The sequence below is a fragment of the Oceanobacillus sp. M65 genome (assembly GCF_052246275.1).
GTDB classification, from domain to species: Bacteria; Bacillota; Bacilli; order Bacillales; family Amphibacillaceae; genus Oceanobacillus_B; species Oceanobacillus_B jordanicus.
Genome location: NZ_JBQQCJ010000005.1, coordinates 152852 through 173993, shown reverse-complemented (window position 1 = coordinate 173993; position 21142 = coordinate 152852). Strand labels below are relative to the sequence as shown.

Genomic DNA, 21142 nt, shown 5'->3' with positions numbered 1-21142 from the left:
ACATTATGAAAACATATAACCTGAATGTAGCTGGTTTAACAAGGACTCTTCCGATAATTAAGATTACTGACAATCTCAGTATTGCCAGCTTTGTTATCCTTGGTGATACAACATTAACATCTGCTGCTTCCCCCCTATTAGCTAAAAGGCTACCTGAGGTAGATGTCCTGGTCACTGCAGAAGCGAAGGGAATCCCTTTTGTACATGAGTTGTCTAAGAATCTGGGCATGGACAGCTATGTTGTTGCAAGAAAAAGCACGAAGCCTTATATGCAAGACCCTTTTGTACATAAAGTGGTTTCCATTACGACACAGAAAGAACAAACTCTCTGTTTAGATCGGAAGGATGCAGAGAAGCTTGATGGAAAACGCGTTGCCCTGATTGATGATGTTATTAGTACAGGTGAATCGATGAAAGCTTTAGAAGAGCTTGTGCGTAAAGCAGGTGCCGAAGTGAAAGCACGAGCTGCCATTTTGGCAGAAGGAGACGCTGCAGATCGAGATGATATTATCTTCCTAGAAAAGTTACCATTGTTTGTAAAGTAAATCTTAACTTTTAAAGATAAGAAAGAAGACAACTCAATTTAATTCAAAAACCCTCTTATGCCTAAAACGGATGGTTATCCATTTTCCATAAGAGGGTTTTTAAACACGTTACTTTATTTCCTCGGCTTAAATTCTGAATGCGCTGCTTTGAAAAAGGATGCACCCATAAGTAGTATAACAATGGAAAATGGGAGTGCTGCAATGATAAGCATATTTTGCAATCCTTGTGTACCACCGAAGTATACAATAATCCCGGCAACAGCTGATTGCATCAGTCCCCACATTATTTTAACCGAATTAGCAGGGTTTAACAGTCCATTTGTGCTTAACATCCCTAAAACAAATGTTGCAGAATCAGCAGAGGTGATAAAGAATATCGCGACAACAAAAAGCGTTATAATTGACATTAATGTACCAAGTGGATACTCCGCCAATACCCCAAATGTTGAGGTTTCAAGGGACAACGCAGAAATTTCTGCGATTCCATTTTGTTCGAGATTTAATGCCGAAACTCCAAACACTGCAAAGAAAATAAAACAAACAAGTGCTGGAACTAGTAAAACGCCAAGCATAAATTCTTTTACGGTTCTACCTTTTGATATTCTCGCTATAAAAATACCTACGAATGGTGCCCATGACACCCACCATGCCCAATAGAAAATGGTCCAGGCATTAATCCAGCCTCTATTGTCATTATCTAATGGAGCAAGTCGTAAACTCATATCGAAAAAATCAGAAATATAATTACCTAATGTGTTAGTAAACATATTTAGTATGTAAAGTGTTGGTCCAACAATAAATAAGATAAGTAATAGAACAAAAGCAAGTCCCATGTTAATATTACTTAAATATTTTATTCCTCTACCAATCCCCGACCAAGCAGACACAATAAAGAGGATGGTAGCAACGATTAATACAATAATCTGCACACTAAATGTATTCGGTGTTCCAAATAGGAAAGATAGTCCTCCAGTAATTTGGCCTGATCCAAAACCAAGTGTAGCTGCTACCCCAATTACTGTTGCCACTACAGCAAGTGTATCAATAAGCTTTCCAGCTATTCCTTCCATTGCCTTTTCTCCAAAAAGCGGAACAAGCGTAGCACTGATAAGCCCTGGAGAATCCCGATGGAATTTAAAGTAGGCTAGTACAAGAGCCACGATTCCATATACCGCCCAGGCATGAACACCCCAGTGGAAGAAGGAGTATTTTAAGCCATCCTTAATTGCCTGCTCGGTACCAGGTTCTGCGCCGGGTGTGGTAAGAAACGCATGAGAAATTGGTTCTGCAGTTGTCCAGAATACAAGACCCATACCCATACCAGCACTAAATAACATTGCAAACCAAGATGGCAAACTGAATTCTGGCTTATCTTTTTCCTTCCCTAGTTTCACCTTACCGTATTTCGAAAATATAAGATAAACACAGAATATCAGCATGAGCATAACAATTAATAAATAATACCACCCAAAATTCACAGATATGAACGTCGTCACTGAACTAGTAAGTGACTCTAATTTTCCTGGGGAAACAGATCCCCAAATTACTACCGCGATACAAATAGCTAGTGCATACCAGAATACATTTGAAACACTCTTCATCCCTTCACCTCTTATATGTATATATTTTTTATACTTGGTACTTCCAAATTTCAGCTACGTCGCCTTCTCTTCCTAGCTAAAATTTTATACCTTTCCAACGCTGACCTTTTCTCGTATATTACACTAGCAAACTTTATACCCTTATTTCAATTATTTAAAACACAGCATTTTTGCACTTTTTTGTAGTATTCCCTATTACATTTGGAATATTTTATCCCGAATAATTAAATGATAAAAGAGAAACGGAGGTGGGATTAGTGAGTCAACCATATCAATGTCCAAACTGTAAAACCAATCGAACAAGGTTTAATATTATTGAACAGCATGCGAAGCCAGTAAAGCTTGATCCCACTACTGGTGACGTAATGCAGGAGTATGCAGCTGATCAGACGGACATCTTCCATATCGACTACAAAGGACCGCATTATAAGATTCAATGCGGGGCATGTGGGCTGATTGAGGATGAACAGAATTACGTTAAGTACGCAGAATACAATAAAAAGTGAGCTTTTAATCGCCACACCTGGCAACGATCGGGTGTGGCCTTTTTATTTTACTCCTTAAGAACACATAAAATTTTAACCAAAGTAACCATAACGACAAAGCTAAAATTCTGAAGTACATAAGTATAAAAACATAAATATTCTCTAAAAGATGATCAAATGCAGTTTTCTAACATGCTGTTCAACCATTTATTCAACTTATGCACTATTAACGTCACGTTACGCAAATAAGCATCCAACTATGGTTGCTTTTTGTCATACTGTTTACAAAGGAAGGTGAGAATAGTGTTAAGTCTAAATCATGTAAAAAAGCATTATGGTAAAAATGTGGCTTTAAATGATATCTCTTTAAACTTTTCTAGAGGAAAATGCTATGGTTTGGTCGGTCCAAATGGTGCCGGAAAAACCACATTATTAAAGATCATTTCCTCTATTATTCAGGACTTCGATGGAAGCCTAACATTCACGGAAGCTTCTAGAGCTAACACCAAAGAAATAATCGGTTATATACCACAGGAAATTTGCTTGGAAGAAACCGTTACAGCCTGGGACAATTTATCTTTTTTCGGAAAAATCTATGGAATAAAAGGGCAAACCCTTAAGTTGCGAATTAAGGAGGTTTTAAAGGATATTGGTCTAACTGATAAAGCAAAACACAAAGTAAGCACCTATTCAGGTGGAATGAAACGCCGTTTGAACATTGGCTGTGCATTGCTGCATACTCCAGACCTTATTATTATGGATGAGCCGACAGTAGGGATTGACCCTCAATCAAGACGTTATATTTTTAATATGATTGAAAAATTGAAGGAGCATGGTTGTACAATTATTTATGCTAGCCATTACATGGAGGAAATAGAGCAAATTTGCGATGAAGCAATCTTTATTGATAAAGGGAATATAGCGGAGAATGGCCGTGTGGATGAACTGCTACAGAGATACGCCATCCCTTCTATCTATCTAAAAGGGGAAAATTGTCTTCCTAAAGAAAACGGAGATTTCACTATTTATCCTAAAAAAGAAGGGCATCTCTTACTAACAGACAGTCCCTTACTGGCAATGGAGCACGTTATTAACCACTGTAAAACACATGCTGTGCAACCAGAACAGCTAGAACTAAGCCAAGCAAGACTTGAGGATGTATTCTTTTCCCTAACAGGAAGCCAGCTGCGTGATTAAATATGCTAAAATGATAGGAGGAATTATATGCGTTCGATTATATCGTTTGAATTGATAAAGAACCTACAGGACAGAGGTCTGCTATTTTGGATGCTTCTGTTACCCATTTTGTTTACGGTGTTATTTATTTCCGTTTTCACTTCCGGAACAGAAGGCGTTGCGAGAGAACAAGTTATCTTATCGATCGTTCCTGGTTATACGGTGATGTTTGTCTTTTTTATTATTATTACGATGATAGCTAACTTTATTAAGGACCGAGAGCTTGGAATGACAGCACGTATTGCAAGCACCCCCCTTCCCGCCTATAAATATTTACTTGGAAAATGGATACCCTACATGTATATCGTGTTTGTCCAGATTATTGTCTTGCTATTGTTCGGCAAGCTTGTCTATGATATTCCACTGGAGCAACCGCTCTTCCTGCTACTTGTTTCTCTTCTCCTCACCTTTACTGTTACGGGAATTGGATTAGCGCTTTCGCTACTAGTGAAAACAAACAATATGGGGATCGCCATGACCCAAGTTATAGCTCTCGGAGGTGCCGTACTCAGCGGCCTATGGATGCCAATCGACATGATGCCATCTTTCATACAGACCCTCAGTAAATTCTTGCCACAGTATTGGGCCCACCAAGCATTACAGCAAGGGATGGAGGGCTCCATGCAAATCAGCGACATATTGTTACCTGCTTCTATTTTATTCATTTACGGATTCATCGCCTTTACGATCGCCATTTTACGCTACCCTGCTTTTTTAAAGATGGCAAGGGGGTAAAGAAATCGAAATCGGGGGATAACTATGAGATTGAATATAGATATAGATGAAAATCATGAAGAAACTTCTGTCACCATTCAAGCAAAGGAATGGTCTGAGGAGCTTGAGGAAATAGCTGCCGTTATTAAAAAACGGAAGCAGCGCCGGTTATTTGGTATGGACGAGGAGCAAACCGTTCTTCTAAACCCACCTGATATTGACTATATCTATGCACAGAAAAGAAAGGTTTTTGCTGTAATCAAAGATCGAGAATTAGAGATTCGTATGAAATTATACGAAATCGAAGAAATACTAATTCCTTATCAGTTTATGCGCTTTTCTAAATCCGTTATAGGCAATCTTGGTAGGATTGAAAGGTTTGAATTATCTTTTAATGGAAATCTATGTGTCTACTTTCAAACAGGCAATAAAGAATATATTACGAGAAAATATGTGAAACCAATAAAGGACCAGTTAATGAAAGGAGGGCAATAGGGATGATTCTTGAAATCACAAAGCGTTCAATGATTGGCATTGCATTCGGTGGAATCTTTACCTTTATTGCCTTGACGATCATGAAATTGAACAACGTGGAGTCTACTGTATCCGAGATTTGGATGCACATGGGGGCTAGTATGTTACTCGGAATATATTATGGTTTGTCCTCGTATATTTATGGTGATGGAGAAGGAAGTTATTTAAAGAAAACCATCTTTCATTTTTGCTTGTCTCTAACTGTTTACTTTATCATTGCTTTTACTGTAGGGTGGGTGCCATTAAATTGGCTGGCAGCATTATTTAGCTTTATCGTGTTCGCCATCATATACTCCATTTTTTGGTTTAGTTATTATTCGCATTATAAAAAAGTAGAAAGCTCCATGAATGAGCATCTAAATAAAAAGGATTGAATGACCCCCACTTAACAGACGTTTGAAGTGGGGGATTCCTAAGAACACCTTCGTAACCGAAAGTTATGTTATTAGGCTACCCCTGCGCTCCCGCAGTTAGAAGTCGTAACGCTTCGTTTCTAAGATTCAAGCTTGCGTTCTTATCCCGGTCATGATGTGCGCCGCAATGGGGACAAACCCATTGGCGCAACCCGAGATTTTTAACGGCTTTATTTTGATAGCCACAATCTGGTGTGGAGCAAAGCTGACTGGACGGAAAATTCCTGGCAACGGTTATCACGTGCTTCCCATACCAGGTCGCTTTGTATTCCAGCATCTGTCGAAATTGGGACCAGCTCGCTTCGCTGATAGCTTTTGCTAATTTGTGGTTTTTTAGCATGTTGGACACCTGCAAGTCTTCGATCCCGATAATGTCGTGGTTTTTGACAATAGCAGTAGAAATTTTATGCAGGTAATCCTGCCGTGCATTGCTGATACGCTCATGGAGGCGTGCTACTTTACGCTTTTGCTTTTGATAGTTTCTAGAGTCCTGTAAGGCTCGTTTTTGCTTTAGCGCCAGATCTTTACGCCGGGACAGAATACGCTGTTCTTTTGCCAAGCGGGACGCTAGTGTCCGAAAATGTTTCGGATTCTTATATACTGTTCCATCCGAAAGCACGGCAAAATCTTTGAGTCCGACGTCAATTCCAACAGCAGAACCAGTTTTGGATAACGGTTTTACTTCTGTTTCAGCTAAAACCGAAACAAAATATTTGCCGCTTGGATTGCGTCTTATAGTAGCGCTCAGGATCCGTCCCTCCACTTCACGGCTATTGGCAAACCTGACAAGACCTAATTTTGGTAATTTGAGTTTGGTCCCCACAACCGCAATATTATGATTGGTGCACTTTGTCGTATAAGACTGAACCGGGTTTTTCTTTGACTTAAACCGTGGCGCTTTATTCTGTTTTTGGAAAAAGCGGTTATATGAATCAGCCAAGTGTTTAAGCGCTGACTGCACGGCTATGCTATCCACTTCTTGAAGCCATACCAATTGCTTTTTGAGTTGTGTCAGCTTGGCGGAACAAGCCTTGTATGTCAAACCTTTTCCCGTCTTCGTGTAAGCTTCATTCCATTGGTTCAGGAAATGATTGAACACAAAACGGGAGCAACCAATCGTCTTCGCAATGAAGACTTCTTGTGATGCATTTGGATAGATACGGAACTTATAGGCTTTATAAATAGACATATTGTTCACAACTTTCTAACATAAATATTACATCTATTATATCAGAAAAACACGTACGAATGTTCGTTATTTGTATTTAATACAGGAAAACCAGACAATTCATCTCCACCCTAGCTAGGCTTGAGGATGGAGTCTTCTTGTCTAAAACCGATAAATCGATAAGCAGACTGATCTTTGTTACACTTAAATAGAATGGAGGGAAACAAATGAGACTACAAAACAAAAAAGTTATTGCACTCGTTGAACAAGATTTTGAAGACTTGGAGCTTTGGTATCCCATTCTGCGTCTACAGGAAGAAGGCGCCCAAGTTGATTTAGTAGGCAAGGAATCTGGCAAAACCTATATCGGGAAATATGGTGTGCCTGCTGAGTCTGCCTATTCTTTTGAGGATATAAATGCAGATGATTACGACGCTATTCTTGTTCCTGGAGGATGGGCACCGGATAAATTACGCCGCTATCCTGAGGTACTAGAAATGGTAACTGCAATGGATAAAGCGAAAAAGCCAATTGGACAAATTTGTCATGCTGGCTGGGTCCTTATTTCCGCCAATATCCTTTCAGGAAAGAACGTGACCAGTACACCTGGGATTAAAGATGATATGACGAACGCTGGAGCAACATGGAGTGACGAAGCAGTAGTCACTGATGGACACATCATTTCTAGCCGCCGACCGCCTGACTTACCTCCATATGTAAAAGCTTTCGCTGATAAATTAGCAGAATAAGAAGAGGATCATTTACGGTCTTAAACATGAAGCTCACGAGTTCTTAGTGAGCTTTTGTTTCTTTACACTTAGAAAACGTTTTCATATAATGAAGTCAATAGAGACACATTGGGAGGGGTACAATGAGCGCAATTGAGGAAGGAACCCTATTATGGGAGCCACAGGATAATCAGAAAGAAATGGCAGCCGTCACGACTTATATGAACTGGCTTCGCAAACATAAAGAATTGGATTTTCATGACTACCATGCTCTTTGGAAATGGTCGGTAGACGAAACAGAAGATTTCTGGGAGAGTCTTTGGACATATTTCCAGATAAAATCCTCCACACCATATCAATCTGTATTAAGTTCACATGCCATGCCAGGGGCTAAATGGTTTACAGGATCATCTATTAATTATGCGCAACATATTTTTAACGAGCGAAAGAATAATGCAGCTGCCATTCTGCACTCCTCAGAAAACCGCCCCACCGCGTCAATCACTTGGGGAGAGCTTGAACGTGATACAAGAGCATTTCAGCAAACATTGAGAAGCTCTGGAATTAAAAAAGGAGACCGCGTCGTCGCCTATGTACCCAATATCTATGAATCTGTTGTAGCATTTTTGGCCACCTCAAGCCTTGGTGCTATTTGGTCAAGTGCTTCCCCCGACTTTGGGACAGAAAGTGTAATGGACCGATTTCAGCAGATTGAACCTAAGGTTATGATTACCGTAGATGGCTATAGGTATAACGGAAAAGAATTCAATCGTTTAGAAGTGGTGGAGAATTTACAGCGAGCACTGCCAACCCTTGAAACAACTATAACGATTCCCTATCTTAACAAGACAGCTGACATGTCCAAGCTAAAAAACAGCATACCGTGGAAAAAAGCCATTACTCTGGATGAATCCCTTCCTTTTACCTTTGAACAAGTAGAGTTTAATGATCCATTATGGATCTTGTTTTCCTCTGGCACAACAGGAAAACCAAAGCCGATTGTACAAAGCCAGGGAGGCATTTTGCTAGAGCACTTGAAAGCTATGACCTTTCATATGGATTTATCAGAAGATGATCGATTCTTTTGGTATACCACCACAGGCTGGATGATGTGGAATTTTCTCATTGGCGGATTACTTGTCGGCTCTACCATCGTGCTTTATGACGGAAGTCCAACATTCCCGGATAAAAAGAGTTTATGGAAATTTGCTGAGGATACAAAGACCACGGTGTTCGGAACGAGCGCAAGCTTTATTACCGCCTGTATGAAAGAAGACATGCAGCCTGGTAAGGATTACGACCTTAGGCATTTAAAAAATATTAGCTCAACAGGGTCCCCTTTACCTCCTGAAGGTTTTCAATGGTGCTATGAAAATGTGAAAAAAGACCTTTGGATTTCCTCCGTAAGTGGTGGAACCGATGTATGTACTGCTTTTATATTAGGCGTGCCTATCCTTCCTGTTTATGCAGGAGAGTTGCAGTGCCGGGGTCTTGGTGCTCGAATAGAGAGTTTTGATGAACAGGGAGAAGCCCTCATTGATGAGGTAGGAGAATTGGTTTTAACTGCCCCATTTCCATCAATGCCTGTTTTCTTCTGGAATGATGAAAAAGACAGCCGTCTAAAAGACAGTTATTTTGACGTATTTCCAGGCATTTGGTGCCACGGAGACTATTTGAAGATTACAGATCGACATACCTGTGTTATTTACGGGAGATCTGATGCTACCATTAACCGTGGCGGCATTCGAATCGGGACAAGTGAAATATACCGTGCAGTCGATCAAATTGAGGAGGTTACTGATAGCTTAATCGTGGATATTCCATTAACTAACGGAGATTCATCCACTCCACTATTTGTAGTAATGAGGGATGGGGTCGAGTTGACTGAAGCAATTCAGCAGAAGATTAAGAAGCAAATTCGTAAACATTGCTCACCAAGACATACGCCTACAGCCATCCATCAAGTCCCAGACTTACCTAAAACATTAAATGGTAAAAAGCTAGAAATCCCGGTTAAGAAGATCCTAATGGGCAAGCCTGTGGACCAAGTAGTAAACAAAGGTTCCTTAAGCAATCAAGCCGCATTGGACTTCTTTATTGAATTTGCCGATCAAGGTAAAATGGAAGATATACAGAGATAAGAGAATATAAATTGCACTATTAATTTCCATGGAAAGCAAAATAGCCGGCTGATCTCGAATTTGCTTATATAAATTCGCATGATCAAACGGCTATTTTTTGAACAAAAGCGCAAACGCCCGTTTAGAAACGTAGCGAGTGGAACGAATCAACTGAGATAAAGGAATCACGGTGAGGATACGAACCGATGATGACTTATCGTAGGGCGATTTCGTGAAGTCGCCTAGTTTCTGGGCGCTGGAGCTGGACTTGGCCATTTCTGCCATCGAACATTATGAAGACAAAATTTTATACTTTCTTTACTAGTAAAAAAGGTAGCAATCTAGAATTCAAAGGTTGTGTTTTCATCAAGTTGCATAAGAAATGCTTTAGCTAGATCCTTTGTAGCTTCAAGATCTTGCATGCTAACAACTTCCACTGGCGAGTGTGTATATCTAGACGGAATGGAAAGCACCCCTGTTGGAATTCCTTTATCCGCCAACGCAATGGCGCCCCCATCTGTTCCGATACCAGGAAAAACCTCTAATTGATAAGCGATAGCATGTTTCTTTGCAAGTTCAAGCAATTTTTCCTTCATAATACGCTGCACAATTAGACTAAAATCCATTACCTTGATCCCAGTGCCTGCTCCTAACTTTAAGCTTTGATCCATTATATCTTCAGGTGTATCACTGACAGCAGTGGTATCAATCGCAATGGCAGCATCCACCTCCAGCTTATTGATTGCCGCCTGGGCTCCACGCAATCCTACCTCTTCTTGAACTGTAAAAAGAAATGTCACTTCCCCAGTAAATTCTTCGTCCTGTAGATCATTAAGTATAGATAACAGCACTGCACAGCCTGATCTATCATCCAATGATTTACCACGAACCAGTTTATGAGATTCTGGTCCCACCATTTTCAGGTTAGGAGCATATGTAACAGGTGTACCTACCTCAACGCCCATATCAATAGCTTCTTGCTTGGAACGTGCTCCAATGTCTATGTATAATTGCGCATGACGTCTTACTTTTGTCGGGTCTTCAAACTTCACAAAGTGAGCAGATAAAGTTCCAATAACCCCATCAATTTCATTATCTCTTCCTAACACTTTTACTTCTTGCGCAAGTAGAATACGATCATCATGACCACCCAGTTTTTCGAAGCGCAGAAATCCATTCTCTTCAATTTTCTTAACAATAAATCCTACCTCATCCATATGTGCAGTAAGTAGCACCTTAGGTCCAAGCTTTGTTCCATTTTTTCGAACGATAACATTTCCTAACCCGTCTATTTCGACGTGATCAGCTTTTCCTTTTACATAATCTTTTATATAATATGCTACATTTTGTTCGTGACCACATGGTCCACTTAATTCTGTTAACCTTCTTAACAATTTTTCCAACTTTGCACACTCCTTATTTTCCAAACAATCGAATTATTTACATTATAACGATTTACTTCGTGTTTAGAAAGAATAAAAGCGAAAGCGTCCGTTTAGAGACGTACGAACTGGGACTGCGATTACTCGTCCCACCGAAGACCTTTTGGACAGATCCGTAGGAGATAAAGGAAACATGCCCCTGCAACAGGGGTATGTCGACGTTGGCCGACAAGGCCGGTTTTAGTCGACCCTCCTTCCCTTTAGAACAGATGTTGACTTATTGTACGGAGGTGAAGGAAGTCCCGCTAGTCTCTGGGAGCTGAAGCTAGAAAAAATAAAAAAGCCCTGCCACTTGGTATGACAGGACCTCTTATCAAACGACTTTCTTTTGTGTTGCAAGGCTTGTAGCAATATAGACAAAGAAGGATACAACAATTGGCATTACCACTGAATGTAACCCAAAAGGCTGTGGAAAGAAGGAATCGGATAAAATATATAATCCTACACCGGCTATCATTGAACTCAATGCACCATACTTATTCCCCTTCTCCCAGTATAACCCTAGAACAATTGGCCATATAAAGGCTGCTTCTAATCCACCAAAGGCAAATAAATTTAACCAGATAATTAAATCAGGTGGGTTGAGTGCCATGATGAATACGACGGCACCAAGAAGCGCCGTAACTGCTATACTTAGGCGTTTAACGCGCGTATCGGAGGCTTTTGGTTCCACATAGTTTAAATATACATCCTTAACTATTGTTGAACTAACAAGCAATAGCAAGGAATCTACTGTCGACATAATAGCTGCCATTGGTGCAGCCAATACGATCCCCGCTAGCCAATTTGGCATCACTTCAAGCGCAATTAGAGGCATCACACGGTCACCCACTTCAATCCCCGGTAAAATAGGTCGGGCGAACACACCAATTAAATGCATGTTCAACATGATCACACCTACCACAATAGTCCCTATAATGATAGCTCTGTGCATAGATTGAGAGCTTTTATAGGACATTGCTCTAATTGCAATTTGCGGCAAGGCAACCACTCCAACCCCAACTAGTATCCAAAAGGACGATACATAAGTCGGTGTAAGCGTGCCTTCCGCCCCAAATGGAGTGATCAGATTAGGGTTCTCTGCTGTTAAATCTGCAATAATTGCTGGAATACCTCCCCCAGCAATTATTACGGCTACAAGCAATATTAACGTACCGACAAACATGACACTACCTTGAATTGCGTCGGTTAGGGCGACAGCTCGAAAGCCCCCTACTGTAACGTAAATTAGTACAGAAACAGCAAATATGAACAATGCGGTGGTATATTCAATTCCAATAAGTGATTCTATTAATCTAGCGCCACCGATCCACTGTGCTGCCATTGCCGAGAATAGAAAAACGATAATACTGACTGCAGATAGGATGACAACCCATTTTGACCGGTATCTCTCCTTTAGGAAATCTACCATTGTTAAAGCATTGTAGCGACGTGTAACAATAGCAAACTTCTTCCCGAGCACCATTAGTACAAAATAACCTGTTGCCACTTGCGACATGGCTAACAAAACCCACCCCAGACCTTGGTTGTATGCAGTCCCGGGCCCTCCAATGAAACTACTTGCACTTCCGTAAGTAGCTGTCATTGTCATAGCGAGTACAAATCCACCGAGACTCCTGCCTCCGAGAAAATAATCCTGTGCAAAACTAGTAGATTTTTTCAAGTATCCGCCAGACCATATTCCTACACAAAAAATGATTACCAAAAAGAGGATTAAAGGTATTAGAGATTCCCAATTCATTTTTCTTCCATCTCCTCATCAAATGGAATCGCAACAAAAAACTTTTTCACAACAATCGTCACCAATATTGCCATGACGATAAATCCTAAAACACAGCTATAAAAAAACCATGCCGGCAAACCTAACACGTATGTATAATCTTGTGGGTCCTTACTTCCAAATCCATAAGCAAAAGCAAACCACCAGACGAAATTAAATATTACTAATCCTACCCCAATCCATGCTTCGCGGTTCGCGATCTTAACATGTTCTTTTTTCATTGTAAGACTCACTCCTTTTTGTTATTGAAAGGATAATGAGACGACCTCCCTTTATTTATTTCTATAGTCTAACAAAACTATATCGTTTCCCCTCCCCGTTGTAAACAGGAAAAAATCCAGCAGGTGAATACCTGCTGGATCATGGTTTTCTATTTTTTTAACGAACACCTTTCATATAGCGCTGAATTGTTGGAGATGCCATAAATAGTAGCAGTCCTAGAAGAATAGCTACACCACCGATGACGCCAAAATAGACTATTTCTGTTTCTGGTTTATACAATTTCACAATCTGTGCATTAATAGCTTGCGCAGAGGCGTTGGAAAGGAACCAAAGGCTCATTGTTTGTGCTGAGAATGCTTCAGGCGCTAGCTTCGTTGTAGCTGACAGGCCAACAGGTGAAAGACATAGCTCCCCTATTACAACGAGTAAGAAGCTGAGTACTAACCAAATAGGATTTACTAATGTTTCTGTTCCGTTCATAGCTGCAGGGACAATCATCACAAGAAAGGAAAGACCTGCAAACACTAAACCATAAGAAAATTTCTTGGTAGTTGTTGGCTGCCGCTCACCCATTTTAACCCATATATTTGCAAAAATCGGAGCAAGCATAACGATGAATAGCGGATTCAATGACTGGAACCATGATGAATGCAACTCAAGCCCAAATAAACTTAGTTCTGTACGTTTATCTGCATACTCTGCAAGGATAATGGAACCTTGTTCTTGAATAGCCCAAAACATGATCGCTGCAATAAACAATGGGATGTAGGCAAGGATTCTTGATTTTTCATCCGCATTTGTTTTTGGACTACGGTACATCACAATAAAGTAGGCTGTTGGTATAAGGATACCAAAAATACTAACAAGATAAGTGAAACGGTTTATTGTTAAGATACCTGCTGGAATAGTAATGGCCGCCAAAATCGCAATAATCACGACACTTATACCAATTCGAGTAAATACCTTTTTCTTTTCATTGGCTTCTAATGGATTTGGTACATAGGTCCCTGCAAGTCCAAGATATTTCTTACGGGTAGCCATGTAAACAATCAAACCTACTAGCATTCCGACTGCCGCTAAACCGAACCCTAGATGATAGTTGTATTCTTGACCGATTGTTCCGACAATAAGCGGTGCAAGCAGTCCACCCATGTTAATACCCATGTAGAAGATACTAAATCCAGAATCACGGCGTACATCTTGCGGGCTGTACATATCTCCCACAATATTCGAAACATTTGGTTTTAGTAAACCTGTACCAATAACGATAAGGAACATAGAGATGAATAAGGCTGTCGTACCAGCTGGAAGCGCAAGTACAATATGCCCTGCCATAATAAGTACACCACCATAAAACACAGTACGTTGCGTACCAAGCAACCTATCCGCAATCCACCCACCAATAATCCCTGACATGTATACGAGAGAACCGTAGATGGCCATAATAGATTTTGCTGTGCCATCATCTATGCCCAGCCCTCCATCAGCAATTTCGGTATACATATAAAATAATAGCAGTGCCCGCATCCCATAATAAGAGAAACGTTCCCAAAATTCAGTGAAGAAAAGGGTGAATAGCCCTTTAGGTTGTCCAAAAAATCCCCGTTGAGGAACACTTTGGACGATTTGTTCCTTACTAAGTTTTTTCATGATGAAATTCTCCTCTATTTTAGAATAAACTGATAATTAATGTTTAAGACAAAAACTATCTTACTCCTCAAGTGGTCATACGTCAAACGTCAAAAAATACCAAAAACAGAGACTCTTAAAATCAAGAGCCTCTATTGGTTGTCATCATCGTAATCTTTAGCTTTCTTTCAGCACATTTCTTTTTCTAATATAAACGAATAAACCAGCACCCGCACCCATTACTAGCAGAACTAGTCCGACAATCAGTAGGTTGTAAATATCTGTTGCTGTTTGAGGAAGAAGACTTCCACCCTTGCTACTATCGTTTCCAGGAGGCGTCTTGCCTGAATCATTTCCTGGGGTATTTGTACCATCACCGTTTTCTTGATTGTCATTCGAGTCATCATTCGCATCATCACCTGGTGTTTGAGGATCCTCATTTGGATCTTCTTCACCTGGATTATCTGTGGCTAGAGAAATTCTGCCCTCTGCCTTATATTCAAATGGATTTTCTGTCGTGCTATCTAAACTACGAACAAAATCAACCGTTGCATCTAGGTCTGTTGGCCCCATAACCGGGTTTTTTCCTAGCTCACTAATCGGACGGTGCTTATCACTCAATGATGTACCCATATAATTATTTACTGTAAGCGTAAATGTTTCCTCCGGGTCAATTTCTGAACCGTCCGGGTATGTTACATCAACCACTGTATTTGTTTCTTGATCCCACGTGTAATGGAAACCGCTAATGCTATAATCTGGACCGTATTCTGGCGAAAGTTGTGCTTGAATGATTGGAGCCAAATCAGCGCCCTTTATTTCCAACGTCATAAGTGTGTTACCAAAAGGCTGAATGTTGTATAAGTCTCCCCAAGTCACTTCACCTGCTAGTAAATCATCACGAATTCCTCCACCATTCATCATGGCAAAGTCACTCTCCATTGCAGCATTCATCCCATCCGCGATTAAATTACCTAAACCATGGTCTCCATCATTTGTGTAATCACCTGTAAGGTCGGTTGCATTATAGCCAATCACTTCTCCCATGATCGGTGCAATTTGCTCACTATATTTGTCTAGAATAGCCGTTACAGCTGGGTCTGGAGTATAGTCATCCTGGTTTACAAAGACAACTTCTGCTTCTTTCTCGACTATATCACCTGTGTCGCGATCAATCTCCAACTCAACATCTGCAAATGCCTTCCCATACTCGAAAGCTTGAACAATTAGTTTATCATCCACAACACCATCTACTACTTGATGGTTATGCGCAGCGAAGATAACATCAACTGCATCATCTACTTCTCTTGCCAGATCTGCTGCTTCACCTGAGGCACCATCACCATCCTGATCTGCAGGAATATGTGCTAATACGACAATTGCTTCTACCCCTTCTGCCTGGAGATCTGCTACCGCGTTATCTACTGCAGTTGCTTCATCCGTAAATTCAATATCCTGAATTCCAGCCGGCATTACCATATCTGCCGATGCTTGTGTATTTACACCGATGAAACCAATTTGCTCACCATCTACTTCTTCAATATAGTAAGGGTCCAGTACTGTCTCTCCACCGTCCTTATAGACACAGTTTGCACAAAGGTTTGGGAAATTCATCCCATCATACCCTTCAGTACCGAGCCCTTCCGGATGTTCTCCACCATTTACCATTCGAAGTAGCTCGTCTGTACCTTCGTCAAATTCGTGGTTCCCAACCGTCCCTACATCAAATCCCATTTCTTCCATAATTTCCACGGTCGGTTCATCCTGTAGCAAACCAGAAACAGGTGAGCTTCCACCAATCATATCTCCTGCATGTACTAACAGTGTATTTGGATTTTCTTGCGCACGTTCTTTCATAGCTGCTGCAGTGTAATCCATTCTTCCATACATATTAAATATGCCATCCCCATCTGGGTCTAGCTCGTACTGCTGGTCTATTTTTCCGTGAAGGTCATTCATGCTTAACAATTGCACGTGTAGATTATCTTCATTCGGTTCTTCTTCTCCAGCAGGCGTATAGCCATAGGACTCCGCTTCTGCTTCACTTGAGAAGAATACACGGTATTCAACAGGGACATCAGCCCACTTTTCTGGCACGACGTACTTATCTGTATTTGAGTTCCCTACATATCTTAGAAAACCCTTTTCGTCATCATTAGCACGGAAGGCAAACGGAAGCTCAAGTAATGGATCCTCTGGATTCCAAATACCTAATCCTGCATCCTTCGCTTCTTTTACCGCATTCTGGTATATTGGGTATGCTTCTTCACTAAATGGTGGAATAAAGTAAGTAGAAGCGTAACCTTCTTCCACCATTTTAAGATTAACATTCGTACCATCTTCTGTGATAACCTCTGCAAGCAAACGTCCGTAATCATCTGTTGCTTCTTCACCAACTTTAATTGTAACCGTATCGCCAGGCTTAATTAATGTCTTCATGTATGCTGTTGCAGCATCCCCATGTTTCTTTTGGTTCTCATTAATTTCATTACGATCTGGATCATCATTATGAGCAGCATATGTTTCTGGTGTATCCATGTTTAAAAATCGCACTCTGTCCCCACCAAGAACCGTCTCATTAATACGAATTGTATCTCCATCCGTAACATAATCTACTGTTGCCTCATACTCTCCAGCTGCAGAAGGAGGCTCAGGCTGGTTCTCCGCTAATACGAAATCATCTTGTTCTGTTGGGATAAGCTGGTAGCTATTGTATTGACTCACAATCGCAGTAACGTCATACCATTTGCCTTCTTCTATCTGCGAAACATCTAACGCATTCTCCATTACGCGCAATGTAGTTGAATTCAAATCCTTGTCTATAAACGAAATATTGTACCCGCCACCCGCTGGAGAACCTGGTATGGATGAGATATAACCATTCACTTCAACAAGTTCCCCTTCAAAAGCCTCTGCAGCATCACCCTGAAGCTCTTTTATGGAAAGCGACTGTGCATTAGGTACTGCTTGTCCTTCTGCAATGATATCAATTGTATCTGGTATTACTTCCTTTAATCCGTTAAAAGTATCTAATTCCCCGATTACTTTAACTCTTGTTCCTTTTTCTAATTCTTCTAAATCGCCTTGTTCGTATTTAAATATGTTGATTCCGCCTGTTTCATCTTGAATGTATGTAGTAAACTGGTTGCCATTACTAACGGAATTAGAATTTACTGTAATAACTCCTTCTACTTCCACCCGCGTTCCATCACTTAATCCTCTAGCATCTGCAACGGAAACTGTTTGTGGAACTTCAGGGTCTGTTGGCGGGTCTTCTGGATCTGTTGGTGGCTCTTCAGGACTTTCTCCACCTCCAATGTGGCTTCCTAATGAAGAGAAAGTGTCTTGTTCATATCTTTCCCATTCCTCCATATTAAATATAGTAGATGGTGATGTAATAGATTGATTACGTACTAGCGTCATATCCGCACCGAACTCTTCATCGTTGCCAATTTCACCAACTATATCAATCTGTTCCTCACTTTTTGAAAGTACTATGGCATCATTCCCGTTGAAGCCTGTTACAGAGGAAGTGATATCTGCTACTTCTCTAATTTCAGCTACAGCACTATTATGTGCTATCACATAAACGTCGCCATTTGCTAACGTTCCTTCTAAATCTAATGTACTGTTAGCCTCTTCGTTGCCATTACTATACAATGCAAGCTGATAGTTCGCTAGATTAACATCATCGCCTGTACCGTTATAGAGTTCAATAGCTTTATTATTAGAACTACCTTCTACGTACTCTGAAATAAGTAAATCATCTGTGATTGTCTCTGCTGCCGCAACGTTAATAACCGGTACAAAATTTGTAAAAATTAACGTGAAAATGAGAAAAACAGAGAAAGACTTTTTCCTAAACAGATTTTGCATGAGGACCCTCCAGTAAATATAGTATTATGCCATAAGTTGACACATTTCTAATATGGCATAACACTTTGTAATAATCTATCGCATTTTAGTTAAGTTTATGTAAATTCAGAACTATCGAACTATAAATAACAAAAAACAGTTCTATGTAACCAATCAAAACATATCCCCTGTGATATGACTTATTTTTAATACTTGAAAAATAAGTTAGGACAAAGTATAATATTTACTTGTCCGGGGCATTAGCTCAGCTGGGAGAGCGCTTCGCTGGCAGCGAAGAGGTCAGCGGTTCGAGCCCGCTATGCTCCATAATAGAAAAGGTAAAAGGTCAGCCGAAATTCTGCTGGCCTTTTTTCTATGCTTTGGCACGTGTAGAAAATAACAAGTAATGTTTCAAAAGGTGAACGGAGATAAATTACGGTAGGGAGGATTCCCGTCTTTTTTGTCGAATGTAGCTAGATAAGAACAAGAGGGGGATCTACAGATGAAGCAGCTAAAAAAAGATAGTATCGTGGAAGATTTTCATGGAACAAAGGTAAGTGATCCATACCGTTGGCTAGAGAATCCTGATTCAACTGACTCGATTGAATGGAGCAACCAACTTGGAAAAGAGTGTGCGGATTACTTTTCCACAGCAACTAGTCAGCATACTGACAAAGAAAAACTAGAGGCGTTGTTTCACTACACAAAGCATTCTGTGCCAAAAAAAGTAAAAGGAACCCTCTTTTATCAACGTAATGAAGGGTTACAAAATCAAGCTGTTTTATATAAAGAGAAAAATGGACAGGAATCCATCGTTATTGATCCGAATGGCTTGAGCGAGGATGGTACAGTGGCAATGACCAATTATGCCATCAGTTACTCAGGGCAATATATAAGCTATGCTACTTCAACTCATGGAAGTGACTGGCAAGAAATACGTGCTATTGATGTAGCAAACAATGAAAATCTGCAAGACCACATTCAGCATGTGAAGTTCTCAAGCATTGTCTGGTCTCCTGATGATAGTGGATTTTACTACAGTCGATTCCCAGAGCCGGGGTCAGTAGAACCAGAGGATGAGAGTAATTTCAACACTGTATATTTCCATAAGCTAGGGACTAAACAACAAGACGACATCCTTGTACATGAACAGCCAGAAGATAAGGAACTAATGTTTTCTGCATTTATTAGCGATGATAAGAAATATATTGGTTTATACGTAAACGAAGGTACTGCCACAGAGAATAGAATCTATATTAAACCAATTAATTCTGAGGATGCTTTTATTAAATTGTTAGATCAGCAAGATGCCGAGTACAGCTATATCACAAACGAAGGAAGCCTATTCTATTTTCAAACGAACCAATTGGCACCAATGGGAAGGGTCGTGGCCATTGATATAAATGCCCCTCAAAAAGAGAACTGGAAAGAAGTCATTCCCGAGCAGCAAGGCGTTCTAGAATATGTAGTAGCGTTAAACGAAACCCTAGTAGTCGCAGTCCAGAAGGATGCTCATCATCAACTTCATCTTTTCAGTAGAGATGGGGTGTACAAGCATGAAATTGAGTTACCGATACTAGGTTCACTCACTGATATTACGCGAAACAAAGAGGAAGGCATTATATACTTTGGTCTTACTTCCTTCTTAAACCCAACGACAATTTATTCATACAATGTGGGCAGTAATGAATTAGAAGTGATAGCAGAGTCCGAAATGACTGTAGATACAGACCCATTTAAAACAGTTCAAGTCTTTTACCCATCTAAAGACGGAACGAAAGTGCCTATGTTTCTCACCTATCGTAAAGATCTTGAGCTCAATGGTCAAAATCCCGTTTTGCTTTATGGGTATGGCGGCTTTAATGTTAGTATGACTCCATCATTTAACCCAGCTGTTCTCCGCTGGCTAGAAAAAGGTGGCGTTTATGCTGTTGCCAACCTTCGTGGCGGGACAGAGTACGGGGAAGCATGGCATAAAGCTGGAATGCTAGAGAACAAACAAAATGTCTTCGATGACTTCATCGCGGCAGGAGAATGGCTAATTACCAATAATTATACCCGTAAAGAAAAGTTATCGATTATGGGGGGATCAAATGGTGGCCTGCTTGTTGCTGCGTGTATGGTACAACGCCCAGATTTGTTTGGTGCAGTCATTTGTCGTGTTCCTGTAATTGACATGCTACGTTACCATAAGTTCACCATAGGTCGCTACTGGATTCCAGAGTATGGTAGTGCTGACAACGCTGAACACTTCCCATTTCTCTATGCTTATTCCCCACTCCATAATGTAGAAGCGGGAGTAACATATCCACCAGTGTTAATCGCAACAGCGGAAAGTGATGACAGGGTTGTGCCAGCCCATGCGAAAAAATTTGCTGCAACATTAAAGGAAAAAGCGCATGTGGATTCTACTATTGTCCTCCGCTTAGAATCCAAAGCAGGACACGGACTTGGAAAACCAACATCCAAAATTATTGAAGAATGGGTCGACTTCTACGCATTTTTAGATAAAGAACTAAAATAGAGCCATGTACACCAAAACACCGAAAAATCATCACGATTTCGAAATAAATCTGATGATTTTTCGGTGTTTTTATAAGAATTCGTGATATCAAGCACGAGAGTAAAGACTAGGTTACACCCCGCACTGCTTCGCATGTTAAAGCATTA

Annotated in this window: 16 protein-coding genes and 1 tRNA gene; 10 read left to right on the top strand and 7 right to left on the bottom strand. The window is 40.5% G+C overall.

Features of this window, described 5'->3' with window-relative positions; translation table 11 throughout:
• Positions 1-5: 5 nt before the first annotated feature.
• Positions 6-545, top strand: a complete 540-nt coding sequence (locus ACTWPF_RS17685) for a phosphoribosyltransferase family protein (RefSeq protein ID WP_106895598.1) — start codon at positions 6-8, stop codon at positions 543-545.
• A 113-nt stretch (positions 546-658) separates the two neighbouring features.
• Here ACTWPF_RS17685 and ACTWPF_RS17680 read toward each other — a convergent pair whose 3' ends face one another.
• Positions 659-2146 carry a BCCT family transporter gene (locus ACTWPF_RS17680; RefSeq protein WP_106895597.1) on the bottom strand — a complete coding sequence of 496 codons (1488 nt, stop codon included), beginning with the start codon at positions 2144-2146 and terminating at the stop codon, positions 659-661.
• Between the two features lie 257 nt (positions 2147-2403).
• Here ACTWPF_RS17680 and ACTWPF_RS17675 point away from each other — a divergent pair, with 257 nt between their 5' ends.
• The 5 genes from ACTWPF_RS17675 to ACTWPF_RS17655 all read left to right on the top strand — a co-directional run bounded on the left by ACTWPF_RS17675 (position 2404) and on the right by ACTWPF_RS17655 (position 5489).
• The gene (locus ACTWPF_RS17675) at positions 2404-2652 is read left to right on the top strand and encodes a DNA alkylation repair protein (RefSeq protein ID WP_443149981.1); all 249 of its coding nucleotides are present in this window, start codon (positions 2404-2406) and stop codon (positions 2650-2652) included.
• Between the two features lie 282 nt (positions 2653-2934).
• On the top strand, positions 2935-3828 hold the full coding sequence (locus tag ACTWPF_RS17670) for an ABC transporter ATP-binding protein (RefSeq protein WP_443149980.1): 894 nt from the start codon (positions 2935-2937) through the stop codon (positions 3826-3828).
• A gap of 27 nt (positions 3829-3855) precedes the next feature.
• Entirely contained in the window at positions 3856-4602 is a 747-nt protein-coding gene (locus ACTWPF_RS17665) for an ABC transporter permease (protein ID WP_443149979.1), read from the top strand.
• A gap of 24 nt (positions 4603-4626) precedes the next feature.
• Positions 4627-5076, top strand: a complete 450-nt coding sequence (locus ACTWPF_RS17660) for a LytTR family DNA-binding domain-containing protein (RefSeq protein WP_443149978.1) — start codon at positions 4627-4629, stop codon at positions 5074-5076.
• A gap of 2 nt (positions 5077-5078) precedes the next feature.
• Positions 5079-5489, top strand: coding sequence for a DUF3021 domain-containing protein (locus tag ACTWPF_RS17655; RefSeq protein WP_443149977.1), 411 nt, complete (start codon positions 5079-5081; stop codon positions 5487-5489).
• A gap of 76 nt (positions 5490-5565) precedes the next feature.
• Here the strand turns inward: ACTWPF_RS17655 and tnpB are convergent, their stop codons facing one another.
• Positions 5566-6717 (bottom strand): IS200/IS605 family element RNA-guided endonuclease TnpB, encoded by a 1152-nt coding sequence (gene tnpB / locus ACTWPF_RS17650; RefSeq protein WP_443149976.1) that lies wholly within the window; start codon positions 6715-6717, stop codon positions 5566-5568.
• A gap of 206 nt (positions 6718-6923) precedes the next feature.
• On the opposite strand from tnpB, the gene ACTWPF_RS17645 reads away from it, so the two are divergent.
• Both ACTWPF_RS17645 and ACTWPF_RS17640 read left to right on the top strand, forming a co-directional pair.
• Complete coding sequence (locus tag ACTWPF_RS17645) at positions 6924-7445, top strand: type 1 glutamine amidotransferase domain-containing protein (protein WP_161464152.1); 522 nt, start codon at positions 6924-6926, stop codon at positions 7443-7445.
• 122 nt (positions 7446-7567) lie between these two features.
• Positions 7568-9565, top strand: coding sequence for an acetoacetate--CoA ligase (locus ACTWPF_RS17640; RefSeq protein WP_443149975.1), 1998 nt, complete (start codon positions 7568-7570; stop codon positions 9563-9565).
• Positions 9566-9885: 320 nt separating this feature from the next.
• On the opposite strand, the gene ACTWPF_RS17635 is transcribed toward ACTWPF_RS17640, so the two are convergent.
• The 5 genes from ACTWPF_RS17635 to ACTWPF_RS17615 form a co-directional block, all read right to left on the bottom strand.
• Entirely contained in the window at positions 9886-10947 is a 1062-nt protein-coding gene (locus ACTWPF_RS17635; RefSeq protein WP_161464151.1) for a M42 family metallopeptidase, read from the bottom strand.
• A gap of 352 nt (positions 10948-11299) precedes the next feature.
• The gene (gene panF, locus ACTWPF_RS17630) at positions 11300-12727 is read right to left on the bottom strand and encodes a sodium/pantothenate symporter (protein WP_058949268.1); all 1428 of its coding nucleotides are present in this window, start codon (positions 12725-12727) and stop codon (positions 11300-11302) included.
• A complete protein-coding gene (locus ACTWPF_RS17625; protein ID WP_058949267.1) occupies positions 12724-12987 on the bottom strand; it encodes a YhdT family protein in 264 nt (87 codons plus the stop codon). Before ACTWPF_RS17625 ends, panF begins: the two co-directional genes overlap by 4 nt.
• Before the next feature lie 157 nt (positions 12988-13144).
• On the bottom strand, positions 13145-14638 hold the full coding sequence (locus tag ACTWPF_RS17620) for a peptide MFS transporter (RefSeq protein ID WP_379554883.1): 1494 nt from the start codon (positions 14636-14638) through the stop codon (positions 13145-13147).
• A gap of 156 nt (positions 14639-14794) precedes the next feature.
• Complete coding sequence (locus ACTWPF_RS17615) at positions 14795-18493, bottom strand: 5'-nucleotidase C-terminal domain-containing protein (RefSeq protein ID WP_443149974.1); 3699 nt, start codon at positions 18491-18493, stop codon at positions 14795-14797.
• A gap of 233 nt (positions 18494-18726) precedes the next feature.
• On the opposite strand from ACTWPF_RS17615, the gene ACTWPF_RS17610 reads away from it, so the two are divergent.
• A tRNA-Ala gene (locus ACTWPF_RS17610) sits at positions 18727-18799 on the top strand.
• A 175-nt stretch (positions 18800-18974) separates the two neighbouring features.
• Positions 18975-20996, top strand: a complete 2022-nt coding sequence (locus ACTWPF_RS17605; protein WP_161464023.1) for a prolyl oligopeptidase family serine peptidase — start codon at positions 18975-18977, stop codon at positions 20994-20996.
• Positions 20997-21142: the final 146 nt, after the last annotated feature.

Bases quoted from the DNA above. Each gene is read 5' to 3' on its own strand.
- ACTWPF_RS17645 (WP_161464152.1), top strand. From the start codon at position 6,924: ATGAGACTACAAAACAAAAAAGTTATTGCACTCGTTGAACAAGATTTT.
- ACTWPF_RS17625 (WP_058949267.1), bottom strand. From the start codon at position 12,987: ATGAAAAAAGAACATGTTAAGATCGCGAACCGCGAAGCATGGATTGGG.
- ACTWPF_RS17640 (WP_443149975.1), top strand. From the start codon at position 7,568: ATGAGCGCAATTGAGGAAGGAACCCTATTATGGGAGCCACAGGATAAT.
- ACTWPF_RS17655 (WP_443149977.1), top strand. From the start codon at position 5,079: ATGATTCTTGAAATCACAAAGCGTTCAATGATTGGCATTGCATTCGGT.
- tnpB (WP_443149976.1), bottom strand. From the start codon at position 6,717: ATGTCTATTTATAAAGCCTATAAGTTCCGTATCTATCCAAATGCATCA.
- panF (WP_058949268.1), bottom strand. From the start codon at position 12,727: ATGAATTGGGAATCTCTAATACCTTTAATCCTCTTTTTGGTAATCATT.
- ACTWPF_RS17685 (WP_106895598.1), top strand. From the start codon at position 6: ATGAAAACATATAACCTGAATGTAGCTGGTTTAACAAGGACTCTTCCG.
- ACTWPF_RS17665 (WP_443149979.1), top strand. From the start codon at position 3,856: ATGCGTTCGATTATATCGTTTGAATTGATAAAGAACCTACAGGACAGA.
- ACTWPF_RS17615 (WP_443149974.1), bottom strand. From the start codon at position 18,493: ATGCAAAATCTGTTTAGGAAAAAGTCTTTCTCTGTTTTTCTCATTTTC.
- ACTWPF_RS17620 (WP_379554883.1), bottom strand. From the start codon at position 14,638: ATGAAAAAACTTAGTAAGGAACAAATCGTCCAAAGTGTTCCTCAACGG.
- ACTWPF_RS17660 (WP_443149978.1), top strand. From the start codon at position 4,627: ATGAGATTGAATATAGATATAGATGAAAATCATGAAGAAACTTCTGTC.
- ACTWPF_RS17680 (WP_106895597.1), bottom strand. From the start codon at position 2,146: ATGAAGAGTGTTTCAAATGTATTCTGGTATGCACTAGCTATTTGTATC.
- ACTWPF_RS17605 (WP_161464023.1), top strand. From the start codon at position 18,975: ATGAAGCAGCTAAAAAAAGATAGTATCGTGGAAGATTTTCATGGAACA.